Source organism: Wolbachia endosymbiont (group A) of Myopa testacea, assembly GCF_964027115.1.
GTDB lineage: Bacteria > Pseudomonadota > Alphaproteobacteria > Rickettsiales > Anaplasmataceae > Wolbachia.
Map to the genome: position 1 here is coordinate 1,062,835 of NZ_OZ034729.1, position 17,851 is coordinate 1,080,685.

Genomic DNA, 17,851 nt, shown 5'->3' on the forward strand with positions numbered 1-17,851 from the left:
ATTACCTTAAGTATAGCATAAATACTGACAATCTTGCAACTTTATTAGAAATTTAATGCTCAATGCTAACATTTAAATCCTGATATTCCTTAGAATAAAAGTTAGTTCCAATTTCTGTATTAATGTCCAAAGATAAGGCAAGGGTCTGCTCTTTTATATATTCAATCCACGTATTTATTGCTTCCTTAATTTTCTCATCTTCTGTTTTGATTATTACTCTGATTCTATCGGACATATGAAAATCAGCTTGTTTCCTAGTTTCCTGAATGAGCCTCACTACATCTCTTGCAAGCCCTTCTAGAATCAATTCATCATTTAAAGTAGTGTTTAGGATAACAACCCCTTTGTTGTTATCAAATACAGAGGAGAATTCACTGTCTGCTTTTAATAATAGTTCATATTCGCCTTTTTCTATGATATAATTTTCTGACTCGTCCCCCAAAAATATGAGACCTCTTTCTGTCATTCCAGCGCGTGACGCTGGAATCTGCGTCTGGATCCCAGTGTCAGCTACTCGGATGACACCGGATTCAACTTGTTTCCACTTTCCTTGTTTAACATATTGAACCAGTGTCTTAATCTTCTCCGGAATTCTTTTTCCAAGCACAGGGAAGTTGAGTTTTAACTCTAGTGATGCAATATCTTCAAGTCTGTTTACTAACTTCAGTTTTTTTACATTTACCTCATCTTTTATCATCTCTTGATATTCATCTTCAAGAAAACCGCAGGAAGACTTATGATAAATCGTCATACTACTAAGTGGCTGTCTGATACGTATATTAAAAGTGTTTCTAATAGAGAGTGCAGAGTTACATATCTCTCTCACTAGATCCATTTTGGCAATGAGCTGACTATCAAACTTCTCTAATTGTGGAAAATCAGCCAAATGAACAGATGTTTCTTCATACTTAAGCCCTTGCCATATATTCTCTGTTATAAGTGGCAACAAAGGGGCTGCAGCTCTTAGTATGTAATAAAAAACCGTATATAGAACATTATAAGCATCAGTTTTATCCTGATCCAAATCACTTTTCCAAAAACGCTCGCGACTGCGACGAATATACAAATTATTTAGCACTTCAAAAAAGTTCATCAAAATTTTGCAAGCCTCTTGGGAGTTATAGCTGTTCATAGAAGTTTGGATACTTTCTACAGCTTCAAAACATTTGGAAATCATGTAGCGATCAATAGTACTTTGATAATCCTTACAAACTTCAGCTTTAATTCCATCTGCATTTGCATACATGCTAAAAAAGTGATAACTGTTCCAAATAGGTTTTATTACGTTTTTCAGAACATCTCGTATTGAGTTTCCTTTTTTATCGAGTAGCAAATCACCACCATAAACAATAGATCCAGAAAGCATAAGAAACCGCAGTGCATCAGAACCGTATCTATCAAAAACCTCCATTGGATCTGCATAGTTATTCAAACGCTTGGACAATTTTTGCCCTTTTACATCCAAAACAACACCGTGGCATATGCAGTTCTTAAATGGTTCCCTATCAAACAAAGCAGTGGACAATACAAAGAGCGTATAAAACCACCCCCTGGTTTGCGCTATGTATTCAGTGATAAAATCTGCAGTTTCAAACCACTCCTTATTTTCAAACGGATAGTGGACTTGTGCGAATGGCATCGAGCCAGATTCAAACCAGCAGTCAAATACGTCAGGCACACGACGCATAACTGATTTTCCTGTTGGATCATCAGGATTTGGCCTCGTTAAAGTATCGATAAATGGTCTGTGCAAATCATCTACTTTAACATTAAAATCTCGCTCTAGTTCTTCTATCGAACCATATACATCCACTCTTGGATATCTTGTATCATCTGATTGCCACACAGGAATCGGAGTACCCCAGAATCGATTGCGTGAAATTGACCAGTCGTGTGCCCCTTCAAGCCATTTTCCAAATTGACCATCTCTAATGTGTTTTGGTATCCAATTAACTCTCTTATTTAGCTCTACCATTCTGCTTTTGAATTTTGTAACGGCAACATACCAAGAAGGCATAGTGCGATAGATCAAAGGAGTGTCAGTTCTCCAGCAGTGTGGATAATTGTGAATATATTGTTCAGTTTTGAACCAGTTTCCTTGTTCTTTCAATTTTTTTATTACTGTATCATTGGTATCAAAAACATGAACCCCTGCCAAATCTGAAACTTCAGCAGTAAATTTTCCACTGTTATCAATTGGACAAATAACTGGAATATCATGGCTTTGGCAAAGGTAAAAATCTTCCTCACCAAATCCAGGAGCAGTGTGTACAACGCCAGTACCATCTTCTCCTGTAACATAATCAGCAACAAAAACACGGAATGCATTCTTTGTATCTTTAAAGTAATCAAACAGCGGCTTATAGGAAAGGCCTGCAAGATCATTCGCTTTAAGTTTTATATTGCAGTTTTCATATGGAATATTGTTTTGTTCAGAGTGGCTGATAAATTTTTCTAGGTAGCTTTCAGCGAAAATATAAATTTCACTCTTCACTGAACTCCTTTCATTAACTTCTGTCATCCCAGTGCTTCGACACTGGGATCCAGAAATAGATTCCAGCGTCACGCGCTGGGATGACACCAAAGAGTGGACTGACACTGCACAATACTTGATGTCCTTTCCTATCGCCAATGCCAGATTGCTAGGAAGAGTCCAAGGAGTTGTAGTCCAAGCAAGTAATTTACATTTTTGTTTAACACTTTTAAACTGCTGTGGGTTTTCTAAAAGCTCAAATGCAACAGTTACAGCTTTGCTAGTCTTTTCTCTATACGCGTTATCAAGCCTTGTTTCAAAATTGGATAATGGAGTTTCGCACGCCCAGCTATATGGAACAACGCGTACTGATTCATACACTAGACCCTTATCATAAAGCTGTTTAAATGCCCACATGACCGACTCCATGAATGATTTATCCATGGTTTTATAGTCATTATGAAAATCCACCCACCTTGCCTGCCTATTTACATATTTTTCCCACTCTGATGAAAATCTCATTACAGAAGTACGACAATGGTTATTGAATTTTTCAATGCCGAATTTTTCTATCTCAGTTCTACCAGATATTCCAAGTTCTTTTTCTGCACCCATCTCAGCCGGTAATCCATGGCAATCCCAACCAAATCTACGTTCAACCCTTTTTTGAAGCATAGTTTGATATCTTGCAAATGCGTCTTTGATGAAACCAGTGAGTAAATGTCCATAATGTGGAAGTCCATTTGCAAACGGAGGCCCATCATAAAACACAAAACAATTATCCTTGGAACGTTCTCCAACTGACCGCTCAAAAACTTTATTTTCCTGCCAAAATTTTATGATTTCTTTTTCTAACGACGAAAAATTAGGACTACTTACTGTATCAGGATAATGCTTTGACTTCATGTTCATTTTGACCGGATAAAGCCAAAGAATATAGGGCTTTCTAGAAAATTACAAATGCAAAAAGAAACAAACTTATTCCTGCACCCCACGCCCCAACAAACTGTTCTGCCGAGCTTCCAACACTTTCACGTTTACTATTTTGTCCCTGTATTTACCTTCAGGATCATCAATGCACACTGATTGCATATATGGGCTTTTACCAATAATTTGGTTTTGGTGTTTGCCTTTTTTATCACTGAACAGAACAGGTATAGTTTTGCCTACCATACTCTGGTTAAACTCAAGTTGTTGCTTACTAATTAATTTCTGTAAACGAAGAAGGCGTTCTGTTTTAACCTCTTCTGGTACTTGATCTTTTCTTTCTGCTCCTGGTGTACCTGGTCTTGGGCTATATTTAAAGCTATAAGCCTGAGCATATCTAATTTTTTCTACTAATTTTACAGTTTCTTCAAAATCTTTTTCGGTTTCTCCAGGAAAACCAACAATAAAATCAGAAGAAAATTCGATTTCAGGTTTCAATTTGCGAAATCTGTCTATTATTTCCAAATACTCCTCTGCAGTGTGCTTTCTGTTCATCGCGTGCAATATTTTATTCGAACCTGACTGCACAGGCAGGTGAATAAATGGCATGAGTTTTGGCTCTTCCGCATGTGCCAAGTAGAGAGATTCATGCATATCTCTTGGATGAGAAGTTGTATAACGAATCCTCTCTAGCTTTTCAATTTTAGCAATATGACTAACTAATTTGCCTAAATCCCACACTTCCCCTTCGCATTTCCCATGGTAAGCATTGACGTTCTGACCAAGCAAATTGATTTCCTTCGCCCCATTTGCAACTAATCTCAATGCTTCACGAAATATTTCATTCACTGGCCGTGAATACTCAGCTCCACGAGTATATGGTACTACACAAAACGTACAAAATTTATCACAACCTTCTTGTATGGCAAGAAACGCAGAAGACCCCTTGCTATTGCCATAGCATTCATCTGGCAATTTATCAAACTTTGCAACTTCAGGAAAATCAGTGTTTATTACATGACCTTTACTTCTGCTTGCTTTGACTATCAGCTCCGGTAAGGTAGCGATACTCTGCGGACCAACAACAATATCAACAAAAGGAGCCCTTCTGAATACTTCTTCTCCCTCTGCTTGCGCTACACATCCAGCCACCACTATAGTAATTTCTTTTCGTGACGAATGAATCTTCCCGAGCTCAGAATAAAGCTTTTCTGCTGCCTTCTCTCTAATGTGACAAGTGTTCAGTATCACCAAATCAGCTTTTTCTGCATCACTAACAACGTTGAACCCCAAAGGTTTAATTATATTTTCCATTAAAACGGAGTCATAAACATTCATCTGACAGCCGTAAGTTTTAATATATAGGCCTTTCATATTTGGTATGTCTTTTTCAAAACCCTACATACAATCACATTAAATGTCCAACAGACCAGCGCGTGACGCTGGAATCTAGTGAACTTGCTAGCACAATAGATTTTTATAAAATTGGATCCCAATGTCAAGCATACAGCTATTGCAACTCGACTTCACCAGTATCCCTGTAAAAATCATTGGTAAACCTCAGTAACTTTAGCTTATGTTATTTTCACAAAAGTCAAAAATGAAAGTAGAAGAGTAGCTGAGCTTTCTGCTTTTTTTGGGTAAGGTCAGTCAAAAAGGTTTTACAATAACCATAATAACTATAACTATTATTAACACTGTCACTGCTTCATTTAAAACGCGAAAATAAATATGTGACTTCTTATTCGAACCCATTGCAAAATTTTTCCTATATTTTGCAAGTAGCATATGAATAATTAACATCAAAAGTATTGCAAATGCTTTTACATGAAACCATCCTTCACGATATGCTTCCCTAATAACCATTAATGTGATTCCAAGACCAAGTGAGAAAAGCATTGCAGGGTTTATGATATATCTAAGTAGCCTCTTTTCCATTGTTTGAAGCAAGCTATCATTTTCCGATCCCGGTTTTACAGTTGCGTGGTAGACATAAAGCCTGGGTAAATAAATCATACCTGCCATCCACATAATGGCGGAGATAACGTGAAAAGCTTCAAGCCAGTGGTAGTAATCCATTGAGATTTATTACAAAATGTTAAAAATTTCTGATACTATTTTAGTTTAATGAAAAAGAAATCGATATGAAAGCAGAAAATTTCACTAAAGAACAGATAATTGGATTCTACAGGAAAATGCTACTCATACGCAGATTTGAAGAAAAAGCAGGACAATTATATGGAATGGGATTAATAGGCGGGTTCTGTCACCTATCAATAGGGCAAGAAGCAGTTGCAGTTGGAACTCAAGCTGCATCAAAATTAGGTGACGCTTTTATCACAAGTTATAGAGACCATGGCTTAATGCTCGCATGTAATTCTGATCCAAATGTTGTAATGGCAGAACTCACTGGCAAAGAAACAGGATGCTCGAAAGGTAAAGGTGGTTCGATGCACGTATTTGACGTTGAAAAAAAATTCTTCGGTGGACATGGAATAGTGGGAGCACAAGTTCCAATTGGCACAGGAATAGCATTTGCTAATAAATATAAGAAAAGAGATAACGTGGTATTCACATATTTTGGTGACGGTGCTGCAAATCAAGGACAAGTATATGAATCATTTAATATGGCATCTTTGTGGAAGTTGCCTGTGGTTTACATCATAGAAAATAACGAATATGCAATGGGAACTTCTGTGCAAAGATCAACTTTAGTAACAGAGTTATATAAAAGAGGAGAAAGTTTTGGTATTTCTGGAAAACAAGTTGATGGAATGGATTTTTTCTCTGTTTATGCGGCTACAAGCGAAGCAGCGGAACACACACGCAGCGGAAAAGGGCCTATCCTGCTTGAAATGAAGACATATCGATATCGCGGCCATTCGATGTCAGATCCTGCTACTTATCGCTTAAAAGAAGAAGTTGAAGATATGAAGCAAAATCATGACCCTATAGGCACTTTAAAGAAATACATGATAGATAATAAAATTGCTTCAGAAGAAGAATGTAAAGTAATTGATAAGGAAGTACGTGATTTAGTAAAAAAGTCGGAAGATTTTGCCAAAAATAGTAAAGAATCAAGCGTTGATGAGTTGTATACTGATGTTTATAAATTTGTTAGCTAAGTAGGCTTCTTTTTTTTTATCCAGGTGGTAACTAACTGTACGAACATTGTATAGTAAACGATGTCATTCAAGTAGCTCCTTCTCCCTTCATCTAAGTAGCCTTTTTCTTGTCATCCGAGTAGCTGACACTGATTCCTTTATGACGGCCCAGTGCCCTCTTCTTTTCATCCCAGTGCCCAGAGACTGGGATCCAGGAAACTTAATTGCAAGTAATGCATTGGGTTTGGTGAACATGGGTTTTGCGTTATAGAATGAAGCACTTTTGGTGAATTTGTAAAGAAAACTGTGTCCCAGTGGGCTTTGTTGCATCGCTCAAGTAAAAAGAACTGGCAGTTACTGACAAAATTCATTATAAATAGCCATTTAGCTGTTGAAGAAAAAATATGCCACAAAAAATGAGAGTCAGTAACTGCCATGAATATAACAAATTTCTCCAAGAAAGAGGAAGCATTTTTTGTTATATCAATGATGCCATAGAAAATTGGTACGAGAATTGTCCAAAAATGCAGGGCGGCAACTATATTTATAGTGATAAAGTTGTGATTTTGGTGCATATAATCGTCAGTTTCTTTAGAATTGGTTTAAGACAAACAGTCGGGTTTATAAAAGGGTATTTGCAACAAATAGGAAGAGATTTGGCAGTTATCAGCTATTCACAAGCATCAAAAGAAACTTAATATTAAGATAAATGATTGCAGAATTGATAAAAATAATATGGAAGATATCGAAATTGCTATAGACAGTACAGGAATTAGTATATACAACAACACACAGCAAGGAAAATAGCACTGACAGAAAATATCGTGACTATGAGAAAACGAGAAAATTGCACGTAATGTTGAATATAAACAACAAAAAAGCCATAGCTGTAAAATACAGTAACGGTGTCTACTCTGATCACTATGGAGCTTGTGATTTGCTAAAAGAAGTTGATTTTCAGCATGCCATAAAAGCACTATATGCAGATAGAGCATGTGATAGGCACAAGTTTTATAAGTTGTGTAACGAATATGATATAAAGACAAAAATTCCACCAATAAACAATGCGGCAGAACATCCAGAAATAGATTATATGTCTGACAGGAATGCTGCTATTACGTTAATAAAATTATACGGTGAAGATGGCATGAAAGAATGGAAAAAAGAAGTAAATTATGGGAAAAGATCTTATATTGAAGGGTTTTTCTCAAGATTAAAGCAAATATTCGGATTTAGTTTTAGGAATAAATCTGAGATAAATCGAGAAAAAGAACTGCTAATCAAATGCTATTTGCTTAATAAATTCACTGATATTGGTATGGCTAAATTTGAGATAGTTACATGAATTTACCATAAATCACCATCTCATAAAGTGTGATGCAACAAAGCCCACTGGCATCCAGAAAACTTTGATTGTAAACTAATTTGGTAAGCATAAAAGTAAAACACAACGTTCTTGATTATGTTAAATTAAAAACTAGATCCCAGTGTCTGGGCACTGGGATGACATCCTTTCTAGTGTAATTTATTCGGGAGATTTGCTAAGCGGTAAGATTTTTCCTGATACGCTGCAATCGTTAGAAGCTAACTCCACAAATTTGTCTGTTAGTTTATCAGGTGACACCAATTCAGATCCAGGAAATGCCTGCTCACTACCCACAGGTCCTTTCGTGTATACAGCATTTACACATAATTTTGTATGTTTTGTCTCAGGTGCATATATCTGCACCATTATTTCTAGTGCAACTTTACTTGCAGCATACGGCATCCAATATGGATAAGAGGAAGGAGAAAGTGTCACCTCTGAGGTCATGAATATCACTCTTCCAGCATTAGACTTCTTTAGCATTGGATCTAAGTTTTTTAGTAAGTACCAATTTGCAGTAAAATTTGTATTCATTACGTTCTGTAGCTCTTCAATCTCACAGTCGTGAATAGGGTTCAATTTGCCTAAAATTCCAGTACATGCAACTAATATATCAAGTGCTCCAGATTCTGATAATTTCAGGCTTTCTATCATGTTTGTTAGTATCTTTACATTCTCAAAGTCTAAAAGATCAAGCTGAATTAGTTTCACAGAGCCTTCTTTAAATTCTTCAAGCTCTTCAATTTCATTATATAGTGGCTTGAGATTATCAAGAGATCTTGAAATCAGAATCACACATGCACCTTCTTTTACAAATCTTTTTGCAACAGCAGAGCCTATTTCACATGAAGCTCCGGTGATTAAAGCTACTTTACCTTCTAACTTACTCATTTCTTTCTCCTTAGCGAGATTCATTGAAATATTTTAGCTGAAAATTAAATTTTGCTCCATATATAAAAATCAAACTTAACATATAAAAAAATAGTAATGACACTACCATACCACCTAAACTTCCATATATCAAATTCAGTTGATCAAAGGAAGCTTTTAAGTATTGCTTGAAAGCTGAAGCAGAAATTGTCCAAAGAATAACAGCCACACAAGATCCAGGAAAGACGTCTGATAAATTTTGTTTTATGTTTGGCAACATAAAATATAGCCAAGAGACTACTGTGAAAAGTACAAATTCAATGAGGAGATATTTAGTATAACTAATCCCCTGATAGGAAAAATCAATTAGCATTGGCACTAATGTAGAGAACACTATAGTTAGAGTTATAATAAGCGTGATCACTAAAAATTGTAGTATACTTAACAACCTTCTTAATATATAAGGTGGCGAAACCGGAACTTTATAAGCTTTGTTCAATATTGTTCTTAGCCCTTCAATTGTTGACGAGGCGGTCCAAACAGCGCCTACAATTGCTAAAGTTAGTAAGCTTTGCGGCGGGCCTGATATTATCTCTCTGATACGCGGTATCAAAGATGATAAAATATCCTGTGGCATGTTATCAATGATAAATACCCAGCCAATGTTATACTGGTCTAAGAAATTTGCGAATGTTGACGCCACAGCCATTAAAACGATGAGAAAAGGGAATATTGATAACAGGATTAAAAATGATAGATACCCTGCGTGCTCCACTCCATCATTATAAATTGTGTCAATCAAAGCACGATAAAGGCAATAAACGATGCTGTAAAATTTCTGTAGCACTGTAATATAAACGAACCAAGAAAAGTATTCTAAATGAAATAAAGGATACTTTTAAGCAAAAAATCCTTACCGTTTACTTAAATTTAATCAAAGTGATAGATAATCAAATATGAAACAGAAATTATAGGAGGCATAATGAAAAATTTTCTTCTACTTGTAGCTTTAATTCTCTCCTTTGCGTTTGATGCAAATGCTGTGAATCCGCCGGCTACGGTTAATAAATTTGTTGATAAAAATGATACAACATCATCAGTGATATGCAAGATAATAGGCTATACTCATGGCATAGGTGGACCAATGATCACAATAGTGATAATTGGTGCAGCGTTGCTTGCGATATTTGGCAGAATGCCATGGCCAGCACTTTTTGCACTCGGTGCATTCACTGCTGTGTTTTTTGGCGCTCCTGTAGTCGTTTCAAAAATAACACCAGGAGGTGTGATTTGTAAAGACGGTGCAGTAGAGAATAGGCCATAGAAATTATCGGAGGCATATTGCCCTGATGGTAAGACATGGAATGCAACAGAAAATAAATGCGCATAATAAGCATTAAAGCTTCAGAAAAACATAGCTAAATGGTGCTTCTTAAAGGAGCACCATTATTTCACAATTATACGAACTTATGATTTGAGAGCAATTCTCACCATGATGGTGTCATCCAAGTAGCTGACACTGGTTCATTCTATAATAGTATCATCCCAGTGCCTCCTTCTCCTGTCATTCCAGTGCTCCTTTCTCGTCATCCCAGTGTCTGGGCACTGGGATCTCATTTCACTCTATAATGTCAGTGCTCCTTTCTTGTCATCCCAGCGCCTCCTTCTCCTGTCATTCCAGTGCTCCTTTTTTTGTCATCCGAGTAGCCCCTTTTTTGTCATCCCAGTGCCCAGACACTGGTTCACTCTATAATGGCAGTGCCTCTATGATGTAAGGAATCCAGTTTTTATGCAATCTCATCAAGAACGTTGTGTTTTAACGTAAGGTTGGCTACTTTTACACTCACTAACTTAGCTAGATCCCAGTGTCTGGGCACTGGGATGACAAAAAAAGGAGCACTGGAATGACACCTTCCTGCCCAGTTCATGTTGCTATAAATATTAAGAAATTTACCAAGCGAAAAAAAAGGCAAAAGAAGCCCTGGGGTTATTATCCGCTTTAAAATATTGGCGTTTTTTATGTTTTAAACGCTTGACAAGGGAGATTCAGCTGCTTTTAATTGCAACTAACCTACGCTGCAAATGTTTAAGAAATTTACCAAGCAGAAAAAAAGGCAAAGAAACCCCGATTTAGCTAGTCTTTTACTATCTTTGTCGAGTATTGGCATTTTTTGATGTCTTGTAACGCTTTATAAGCGCGTTCAGCTTATTTAGATAAAAATCTAGATGTAGATGAAGTTTTGTAAAGACATACAGTATCTATATACTGCAAAAAATTGAACATAAGACGCCGATACATTAAGTAATCCTTACCTTTTAATCTGCAGATTGGCGAAAGCAAATACAATAGCTTCACTGTCATGATAAGGGGGCTGGCGGAGTTTGTCAAGTGATTTTTGTCTCTCCATGCTACTTGGGTGACACCAACAGTTGTATTTTATATTACCTTTTTGCTCTACTAGCACTCAAGTTTCCTATTTAAAATTTTTAATATTAAATCCAATTCATTTGGATTATTATACCGTATCATAACTTTACCCTTAGAATTACTGTCATTAATTTTGATCTTTAAACCAAGTTGAGAAGATATAGCACCTTCTAGTGCTGCCATATCTTGATTTTTGGTATATCTCTGCTCTTTTTGGTTGTTACTTTGATGTAAGTCTTTTATCAATTTTTCAGTTTGCCTAACGCTTAAGCCTTGGGAAATTATTTTTTCTGCAATACTTTCCGCATTTTCAACATTAATCAACGCTCTTGCATGGCCCATAGATAGCTTTTTTTCGTTGATCATTGTTTTTACTCCATCAGGAAGTGACAACATCCGAATCATATTGGTTATGTGACTGCGGCTTTTGCCTATAGTTGAAGCTAATTCTTCATGTGTATAGGAAAACTCATCTATCAGTCTCTTATACGCTTCACCTTCTTCTATTGGATTAATATCTTGCCTTTGTATGTTTTCAATAATGGATACTTCCAAGCATTCCTTGTCGCTCAGATCTTTTATGATAACGGGTGCACTATCAAGATTTGCAATCTTGCCTGCTCGCCAACGACGTTCCCCAGCTATTATTTCGTAACCATCATCATTTGAATCTTTGCGTACCACGATAGGCTGTATAATGCCACTTTTCTTTATCGAATTTGCAAGTTCTCTTAATGACTCCTGGTCAAAATGTTTCCTCGGTTGAAATTTGCTTGGGTGCAGTAATGAAATAGGCAAATACTCTTGTCGATCTTCTTTATTATCATAATTATCGCCTATGAGGCCGGCAAGACCTCTGCCGAGGCGTCTATCATCCTTCATACCACGCCCTCACTCACTAGCTTCTTCTCCTTACAACTGCTCGCGTGCTTTTTTAAAATTTCCCTTGCCAAACTTATATATGCTTGTGCACCAGGACACTTAAGATCATACACAATAGCGGGTTTTCCATGAGAAGGCGCTTCTGATAACCGTACGTTACGTGGAATAACAGTCTCATACAATGGGATGATAGTTTTGTATACTTTATCATTTAAATACTGGCAAATATCGTTTTTAATCTGTTCACTGAGTTTGTTGCGCCTGTCATACATTGTTAACACGATCCCTTCTATTGCCAAAAAAGGGTTTAGGTTATTCCTTTTTATCAGTTCTACAGTTTTAACTAAATGGCTTAATCCTTCCAGAGCAAAAAACTCACACTGAAGAGGAACAATAATAGAATTAGCAGCAGTCAAAGCATTTATGGTTAGAAGCCCAAGTGATGGAGGGCAATCGATGATTATATACTCATAATTATCGCGTATCTTCTCTAATGCGCTTTTTAGCACAAATTTTCCTCGCTCAAGTTGCGATAATTCAATTTCTGCAGCTGACAGATCAACTACTGACGAAATTAGTGATAAATTTGGAATTTCCTTTATATTGAAAATTGCCGATTCTATCAATTTATTTTCGCTGCTCAGTAGTATTTTGTATATATTTTTTTCTTCCCTACTACGATAAGAAATCCCGAGTCCGGTGCTAGCATTTCCTTGAGGATCAAGATCTACCAATAAAGTGCTTTTTCCCACAGCAGCAAAGGCTGTCGATAAATTTATACTAGTTGTGGTTTTGCCAACTCCACCCTTTTGATTTACTATTGCAATAATCTTGCTCACGCCTTTTATCTTATGTATAAAATAATTCTATTGTATATATGCAAGAAACTTTTGCATTAGAAAATTTTTTTGTTGCTAATCACACTAAAATTAGACTGTCTTTTTTGCTTTGTGTAACACACTTTGAACCTTGTTTCCTAATTCATTCAGAGTGAATGGTTTTGGCAAAAAGTGAAAATCTTCTATATTGATGTCATCACTCTTTAAAAAAGCATCTTCTGCATACCCAGAAATAAAAATAACGTTGATATTTGGCCTATGGATCAATGCTTCTTTAACTATTTCTGGACCACTCACCTCTGGCATGATTACATCAGTGATTATTAGATCTATGTGTTGATTTTTTTTACTGATTATTTCTAGCGCCTCGCTGCCTATGCTCGCTTCTATTACATCAAATCCTTTTCTTTTGAGTGCTTTAGAGATGAATTCCCTTACTGAATTTTCATCTTCAATCAATAAAATTATACCATTACCTTTAATTTCACTTACTACCGGTCTTTCTATTTCTTCACTATCTTCCTCTATCAGATTTTCATCTGATATGTAAACCATGGGCAAAAATATGCTAAATTTAGTTCCATGATTTACTTTGCTAGCAACATAGATGTATCCTTCAGTTTGTTTAATAATGCCATATACAGTAGAGAGGCCAAGACCTGTACCAGAGGTAATATCTTTGGTAGAAAAAAATGGGTCAAATGCCTTTTCAATTGTATCACTTGTCATTCCACATCCAGTATCAATTACTTCAATCACAACATAATTTCCATGTTCGATCGTTTCCTTGTCTGGAGAAAACATGTCCTGAGATGTAGAATTTAATGAGTCAATCTTTTGATTAAAGGTTCGTATAGTTAATTCTCCGCCCTTTTCCATAGCAGCACTAGCATTGACTGCTAAGTTAAGTATAACTTGCTCTAATTGCCCTTGATCAGCCCTAAAAGCACCCAAGTCTCTACCATAATAAATATTAAACTTTATATTTTCACCTATTAATCTTTTTATCATTTCATAAAGATTAGCTATAGTACTATTTACATCAATAATTTTTGGCTGCAAGGTCTGTCTTCTTGAAAAAGCAAGCAATTGTCTTACTAAATTTGATCCACGCTTTGCATTTTGCTGTATCTGTATTATATCTCCAAAAGATGGATCACCAGCTGAATGTTGGAGTAAAAGCAAATCGCAAAATCCTATTATCCCAGTCAATATATTGTTGAAATCATGCGCAATACCACCTGCTAACTGCCCTATAGCTTGCATCTTTTGATAATGCTCAAGCTTTATCTCTAGGTTTTTGTGTTCAGTATTGTCAATAAAATAACAAAGTATGAAGATCATTTTATTATGAAGAAACTTATTGAAATATATTTTTATGTTATTATCGCCGTTGAGCTGTACATCAAAGGACGCATTATTTATTCTATTACTCGAAAAATATTCACGTATTTTCACATGATAACTATCTAATATCAATGTAAAGATTGAATTATTATCTGACCCTGCAAGCTTTATTAGTGCCGTATTTTTCTTTACAAAGTTGCCGTTTATGTCACATTGTGCAATAGCAATTGATGAATTTGCAAAACAAGGGTGTAATTGATAATCAACAATATTTGATTCGGTTGGTGTTATAAAGCCATATATATAGCTATGGTTGTATTTATCACAAAATATAGCAGTGCTCATATAAGCCTTGAATGGAATACCACTTATAGTAAAAAACAAAATTTCATTATCGGTTGTTGTATTGTTATATTTAGATTGAGATATAAAATCACTGATTGAGCTACCTTTTTCCAGTTTTTTCAGTTCAAATATATCTAAAAATCTTTTATTTACAGCTAAAATCACCCCTTTGGCATTTGCAATGTAAGTTCCTATACTGTGTTTTTCTATTAACTCTTCATATATCTGCTCCTTGTTTATCTGTGTTGCTTTTAACACAAAATACCCATCTGGCCTTGCTATTGGCACTAATGATAAATTTAAAATCTTATTACTATTTATAGCAATTTGGGGATTATCTGGTATCGGCTCAAAGAGCAAAAGAAAGTTAGATACTCTATTCTTCTTGTTTAAGGAAATGCATACTTGTACAGAAGAGTTATTTTTTAGTGCATGATAGAGTACTTTTTTGTCTTCTTCTGAAACATCTACTATTTCAAAAATCTTGCCTAACGTAATGTCATCATCTATATGATCTTTAAACCTTTCGTAGAACCTTGCATCAGCATAAATAATACCCTCATCTCTATGTAAAATAAGGCAAAATTCTGTATTATGATTTAGTGCATTTGCAAATATTGCATTTTGAAATTCTATAGTATTAAGTAGGTGTCTGTAGCGCTTTACATTATATATCATAAAGAGAGTTGTTAGAATGCTAACTAATAAATTAATCTCTATATTAATATGCTGACTATATATATCAAAAAAGTAGAGTATCGATATTGCTACTGGAGGTAAGAGCATAATAACTGCCATCACAACAATTGACATTCCATAATTTCTTAGTATGAAGTCAACCCTGTTCTCTTTTTTGTTATCTATGTATCTTTTACTCATTATTGTTACTTGGCATCGTTGTACATACGAAAATGTTTTATTATATTGATTTAATTATTATAGATTTATTAACGTCTTTGATAGATAATTATCATCCAAATCTAATTAAGTTCCTTAAATATCAGATATAACAATGTTAATAAGCTAGCGAGAGGATATTATGGAAAAACAAAGAACACAAGCATTTAAGTGGTTCTGTGCACTAAGAGATAAGATCATAGAATCTTTCTTATTAATTGAAAAACAATCATCCGCAGAGCCAAAGATCGAAAAAAGAAAGTGGGATCGCCCAGGTGGTGGAGGTGGTGAATCTACAATTATTTTTGGCAATGTTTTTGAAAAAGTTGGAGTAAACGTTTCAAAAGTACACGGAAAATTTGCAGATTTAGCCATTAATGAAATTCCTGGTGCAAGTGAAAGTAACGGAGAGTTTTGGGCAAGCGGTATATCTTTAGTGTCTCATATGCAATCGCCCCTTATCCCTGCAGCACATATGAACACAAGGCTGATATATACTTCAAAACAATGGTTTGGTGGAGGGATGGATTTTACGCCAATATATAAAAATGAAGAAGATTGCAAGTATATTCATGAATCAATCAAAATGACATGTGATAGATTTGACACCGGATATTATCCAAAATTTAAAGAGCAATGTGACAACTATTTTTTCTTACCACATAGAAAAGAGCCGCGTGGCATTGGTGGTATTTTCTATGATAATCTGAGTTCTGGCAATTGGAGAAATGATTTTGAGTTCACAAAAGCAGTAGGTGAAGCCTTTTTGGAAATTTATTTGCACATCATACGTAAACATATACAAAAATCTTGGACAAAAGAACAACGAGAAAATCAATTAACAAAACGTGGCAGATATGTAGAATTCAATCTGTTATACGATCGTGGCACAAGGTTTGGTTTAATGACTGACGGCAATCCAGATGCAATTATGATGTCAATGCCACCACTTGTTAAGTGGTTATAGAGAGCTGCTATTAGCAGAAAATAAATCATCATGGTTTAAAGTTGTACCATGATAGTGAGCTTTTATATAGGGGGTATAATCATGGGTATAATAGATAATTTTTTAATTAAATCTGTCAAAAACAATGATATAAAAGGTGTTAAACTGACTCTAAGTCTCTACAATGCACTAAATAGTTTTAGAAAATTCTTTTCAAAGACTATGTCTTTCAAGAATACAGGATCATTTGATATAAATAATAATCAAGCTTTAAATCAGGCTTTAGGATATGCAGTAAAAAGCCTTGATTATGATGTAATGGAATTACTTATTAATGCTGGCGCCAACGTTAATGCAATAGGCAGCGACGGTATAAGAAGTGTAATCTATAAATACGAAAGAGCACTTGCTCATGAGAAAGAGGTTATGCCCGTCCTAGGCAAGGAGTATCTCAAAGACTATAAGGAAAAATGTTGTTTAATACTTGGTGAGTTAGTAATAAATGGTGCAATGCTTCGAAATGTTGCAGAAAAGGAAAAAATATTGAACATTTTCAAAGAAAGAGAGGGTTTTGATGAGTTTAAAGAAGTAGTAAAGCTGAAACTTGAGGCTAACTCAGTTGGTAACATGATACCACCTAAAAAACCTCCTAGAACCTTTGAATATGAGCCAATAACTATGTATGCTGAGGTGAGCAACAATGTAATACCACCTAAAAAACCTCCTAGAACTTTTGAGTATGAGTCAAAGAGTACTGGCCATGGTAATTTTCTTTTAAAAGAGTCTATTTACGCTGAGGTGTATGACACTAAGGTTAGTAACTCATTAGGGGAGTTGAACGTATCAGAAAAATCTATTTATGCTGAAATATATGATTCACATAAAAAATCTACTGAAAATTCATCATTGGACGATAGTGGTTATTTGAGTATATCAGAAGAACCTATTTATTGCACTATAGATGATCTTTCAGAACAAAAAAAGCCTGCTAGCCTAAAACAGAAAGAGCCAGAACAATCGTCAGAACCTATTTATGCTAGGGTAGATTTCTCCAAGAAAAGAGCAGAAAAAAAAGCAAAAGATGTAAAAGCCAATTCTGGAACTTACCATGGGTTAGTGCAGGATAAAGTGAATGATTGGCAAGAGCAAGTGAAGGTAAGTGCTAATAAGCCGATAAGTCAGCAACAGACTAATGATCAAAAAATTAAGACCAAGGCTGGCTTTAGTGTAGAAGAAATAAAGCAGAAATATGAGCGTAGAGATTCTGGCTACGATTCTGGCTATGATTCCGATACAAAAGTTGAACAACAATTAGAATTAGGATCTAAAACTCCTAAATCTAAAATAAATTCAGTGAATATCAAATATGGAATAGAGAAAGACGTTTGCGCCATAAAATAATTGACTTTATGTGCATAATCAATATA

At 35.4% G+C, this 17,851-nt stretch carries 15 protein-coding genes; 6 read left to right on the forward strand and 9 right to left on the reverse strand.

What is annotated here, in order from left to right; translation table 11 throughout:
• Positions 1-52 precede the first annotated feature (52 nt).
• The 3 genes from ileS to hemJ form a co-directional block, all read right to left on the reverse strand.
• Positions 53-3,379, reverse strand: a complete 3,327-nt coding sequence (gene ileS / locus AAGD91_RS05310; RefSeq protein WP_341821520.1) for an isoleucine--tRNA ligase — start codon at positions 3,377-3,379, stop codon at positions 53-55.
• 72 nt (positions 3,380-3,451) lie between these two features.
• A complete protein-coding gene (miaB, locus tag AAGD91_RS05315) occupies positions 3,452-4,774 on the reverse strand; it encodes a tRNA (N6-isopentenyl adenosine(37)-C2)-methylthiotransferase MiaB (RefSeq protein ID WP_341820891.1) in 1,323 nt (440 codons plus the stop codon).
• A 276-nt stretch (positions 4,775-5,050) separates the two neighbouring features.
• On the reverse strand, positions 5,051-5,479 hold the full coding sequence (gene hemJ / locus AAGD91_RS05320) for a protoporphyrinogen oxidase HemJ (RefSeq protein ID WP_341820892.1): 429 nt from the start codon (positions 5,477-5,479) through the stop codon (positions 5,051-5,053).
• A gap of 65 nt (positions 5,480-5,544) precedes the next feature.
• On the opposite strand from hemJ, the gene pdhA reads away from it, so the two are divergent.
• On the forward strand, positions 5,545-6,525 hold the full coding sequence (gene pdhA, locus AAGD91_RS05325; RefSeq protein WP_341820893.1) for a pyruvate dehydrogenase (acetyl-transferring) E1 component subunit alpha: 981 nt from the start codon (positions 5,545-5,547) through the stop codon (positions 6,523-6,525).
• Positions 6,526-6,612: 87 nt separating this feature from the next.
• On the opposite strand, the gene AAGD91_RS05330 is transcribed toward pdhA, so the two are convergent.
• Positions 6,613-6,759 (reverse strand): hypothetical protein, encoded by a 147-nt coding sequence (locus AAGD91_RS05330; protein ID WP_341820894.1) that lies wholly within the window; start codon positions 6,757-6,759, stop codon positions 6,613-6,615.
• Between the two features lie 149 nt (positions 6,760-6,908).
• Between AAGD91_RS05330 and AAGD91_RS05335 the strand changes: the two genes are divergently transcribed.
• Entirely contained in the window at positions 6,909-7,202 is a 294-nt protein-coding gene (locus AAGD91_RS05335; RefSeq protein WP_253309376.1) for a transposase, read from the forward strand.
• A gap of 158 nt (positions 7,203-7,360) precedes the next feature.
• Entirely contained in the window at positions 7,361-7,849 is a 489-nt protein-coding gene (locus AAGD91_RS05340; protein ID WP_341820774.1) for a transposase, read from the forward strand.
• Between the two features lie 180 nt (positions 7,850-8,029).
• On the opposite strand, the gene AAGD91_RS05345 is transcribed toward AAGD91_RS05340, so the two are convergent.
• Both AAGD91_RS05345 and AAGD91_RS05350 read right to left on the reverse strand, forming a co-directional pair.
• Positions 8,030-8,785, reverse strand: coding sequence for an SDR family oxidoreductase (locus AAGD91_RS05345; RefSeq protein ID WP_341820895.1), 756 nt, complete (start codon positions 8,783-8,785; stop codon positions 8,030-8,032).
• Positions 8,772-9,587 carry a YihY/virulence factor BrkB family protein gene (locus AAGD91_RS05350; protein ID WP_341820896.1) on the reverse strand — a complete coding sequence of 272 codons (816 nt, stop codon included), beginning with the start codon at positions 9,585-9,587 and terminating at the stop codon, positions 8,772-8,774. The genes AAGD91_RS05345 and AAGD91_RS05350 overlap by 14 nt, the downstream gene beginning before the upstream one ends.
• A 135-nt stretch (positions 9,588-9,722) precedes the next feature.
• On the opposite strand from AAGD91_RS05350, the gene AAGD91_RS05355 reads away from it, so the two are divergent.
• Positions 9,723-10,064 carry a TrbC/VirB2 family protein gene (locus AAGD91_RS05355; RefSeq protein ID WP_341820897.1) on the forward strand — a complete coding sequence of 114 codons (342 nt, stop codon included), beginning with the start codon at positions 9,723-9,725 and terminating at the stop codon, positions 10,062-10,064.
• A gap of 1,134 nt (positions 10,065-11,198) precedes the next feature.
• On the opposite strand, the gene AAGD91_RS05360 is transcribed toward AAGD91_RS05355, so the two are convergent.
• The 3 genes from AAGD91_RS05360 to AAGD91_RS05370 form a co-directional block, all read right to left on the reverse strand.
• Positions 11,199-12,050 carry a ParB/RepB/Spo0J family partition protein gene (locus AAGD91_RS05360; RefSeq protein ID WP_341820898.1) on the reverse strand — a complete coding sequence of 284 codons (852 nt, stop codon included), beginning with the start codon at positions 12,048-12,050 and terminating at the stop codon, positions 11,199-11,201.
• Positions 12,047-12,889, reverse strand: a complete 843-nt coding sequence (locus AAGD91_RS05365; RefSeq protein WP_006280226.1) for a ParA family protein — start codon at positions 12,887-12,889, stop codon at positions 12,047-12,049. Before AAGD91_RS05365 ends, AAGD91_RS05360 begins: the two co-directional genes overlap by 4 nt.
• A 90-nt stretch (positions 12,890-12,979) precedes the next feature.
• A complete protein-coding gene (locus AAGD91_RS05370) occupies positions 12,980-15,460 on the reverse strand; it encodes a response regulator (RefSeq protein ID WP_341820899.1) in 2,481 nt (826 codons plus the stop codon).
• A 160-nt stretch (positions 15,461-15,620) separates the two neighbouring features.
• On the opposite strand from AAGD91_RS05370, the gene hemF reads away from it, so the two are divergent.
• Together hemF and AAGD91_RS05380 are read left to right on the forward strand one after the other, a co-directional pair.
• A complete protein-coding gene (hemF, locus tag AAGD91_RS05375; protein WP_341820900.1) occupies positions 15,621-16,445 on the forward strand; it encodes an oxygen-dependent coproporphyrinogen oxidase in 825 nt (274 codons plus the stop codon).
• A 48-nt stretch (positions 16,446-16,493) separates the two neighbouring features.
• Positions 16,494-17,825: a hypothetical protein gene (locus AAGD91_RS05380; protein WP_410541913.1), complete on the forward strand. Its 1,332-nt coding sequence runs from the start codon at positions 16,494-16,496 to the stop codon at positions 17,823-17,825.
• Positions 17,826-17,851: the final 26 nt, after the last annotated feature.

What these genes read in the sequence shown, in the direction of transcription:
- AAGD91_RS05370 (WP_341820899.1), bottom strand. Translation starts at nt 15,460, where the DNA reads ATGAGTAAAAGATACATAGATAACAAAAAAGAGAACAGGGTTGACTTC.
- miaB (WP_341820891.1), bottom strand. Translation starts at nt 4,774, where the DNA reads ATGAAAGGCCTATATATTAAAACTTACGGCTGTCAGATGAATGTTTAT.
- AAGD91_RS05330 (WP_341820894.1), bottom strand. Translation starts at nt 6,759, where the DNA reads ATGTTCACCAAACCCAATGCATTACTTGCAATTAAGTTTCCTGGATCC.
- AAGD91_RS05360 (WP_341820898.1), bottom strand. Translation starts at nt 12,050, where the DNA reads ATGAAGGATGATAGACGCCTCGGCAGAGGTCTTGCCGGCCTCATAGGC.
- hemJ (WP_341820892.1), bottom strand. Translation starts at nt 5,479, where the DNA reads ATGGATTACTACCACTGGCTTGAAGCTTTTCACGTTATCTCCGCCATT.
- ileS (WP_341821520.1), bottom strand. Translation starts at nt 3,379, where the DNA reads ATGAAGTCAAAGCATTATCCTGATACAGTAAGTAGTCCTAATTTTTCG.
- AAGD91_RS05355 (WP_341820897.1), top strand. Translation starts at nt 9,723, where the DNA reads ATGAAAAATTTTCTTCTACTTGTAGCTTTAATTCTCTCCTTTGCGTTT.
- AAGD91_RS05335 (WP_253309376.1), top strand. Translation starts at nt 6,909, where the DNA reads ATGCCACAAAAAATGAGAGTCAGTAACTGCCATGAATATAACAAATTT.
- AAGD91_RS05340 (WP_341820774.1), top strand. Translation starts at nt 7,361, where the DNA reads ATGTTGAATATAAACAACAAAAAAGCCATAGCTGTAAAATACAGTAAC.
- AAGD91_RS05345 (WP_341820895.1), bottom strand. Translation starts at nt 8,785, where the DNA reads ATGAATCTCGCTAAGGAGAAAGAAATGAGTAAGTTAGAAGGTAAAGTA.
- hemF (WP_341820900.1), top strand. Translation starts at nt 15,621, where the DNA reads ATGGAAAAACAAAGAACACAAGCATTTAAGTGGTTCTGTGCACTAAGA.
- AAGD91_RS05380 (WP_410541913.1), top strand. Translation starts at nt 16,494, where the DNA reads ATGATAGTGAGCTTTTATATAGGGGGTATAATCATGGGTATAATAGAT.
- pdhA (WP_341820893.1), top strand. Translation starts at nt 5,545, where the DNA reads ATGAAAGCAGAAAATTTCACTAAAGAACAGATAATTGGATTCTACAGG.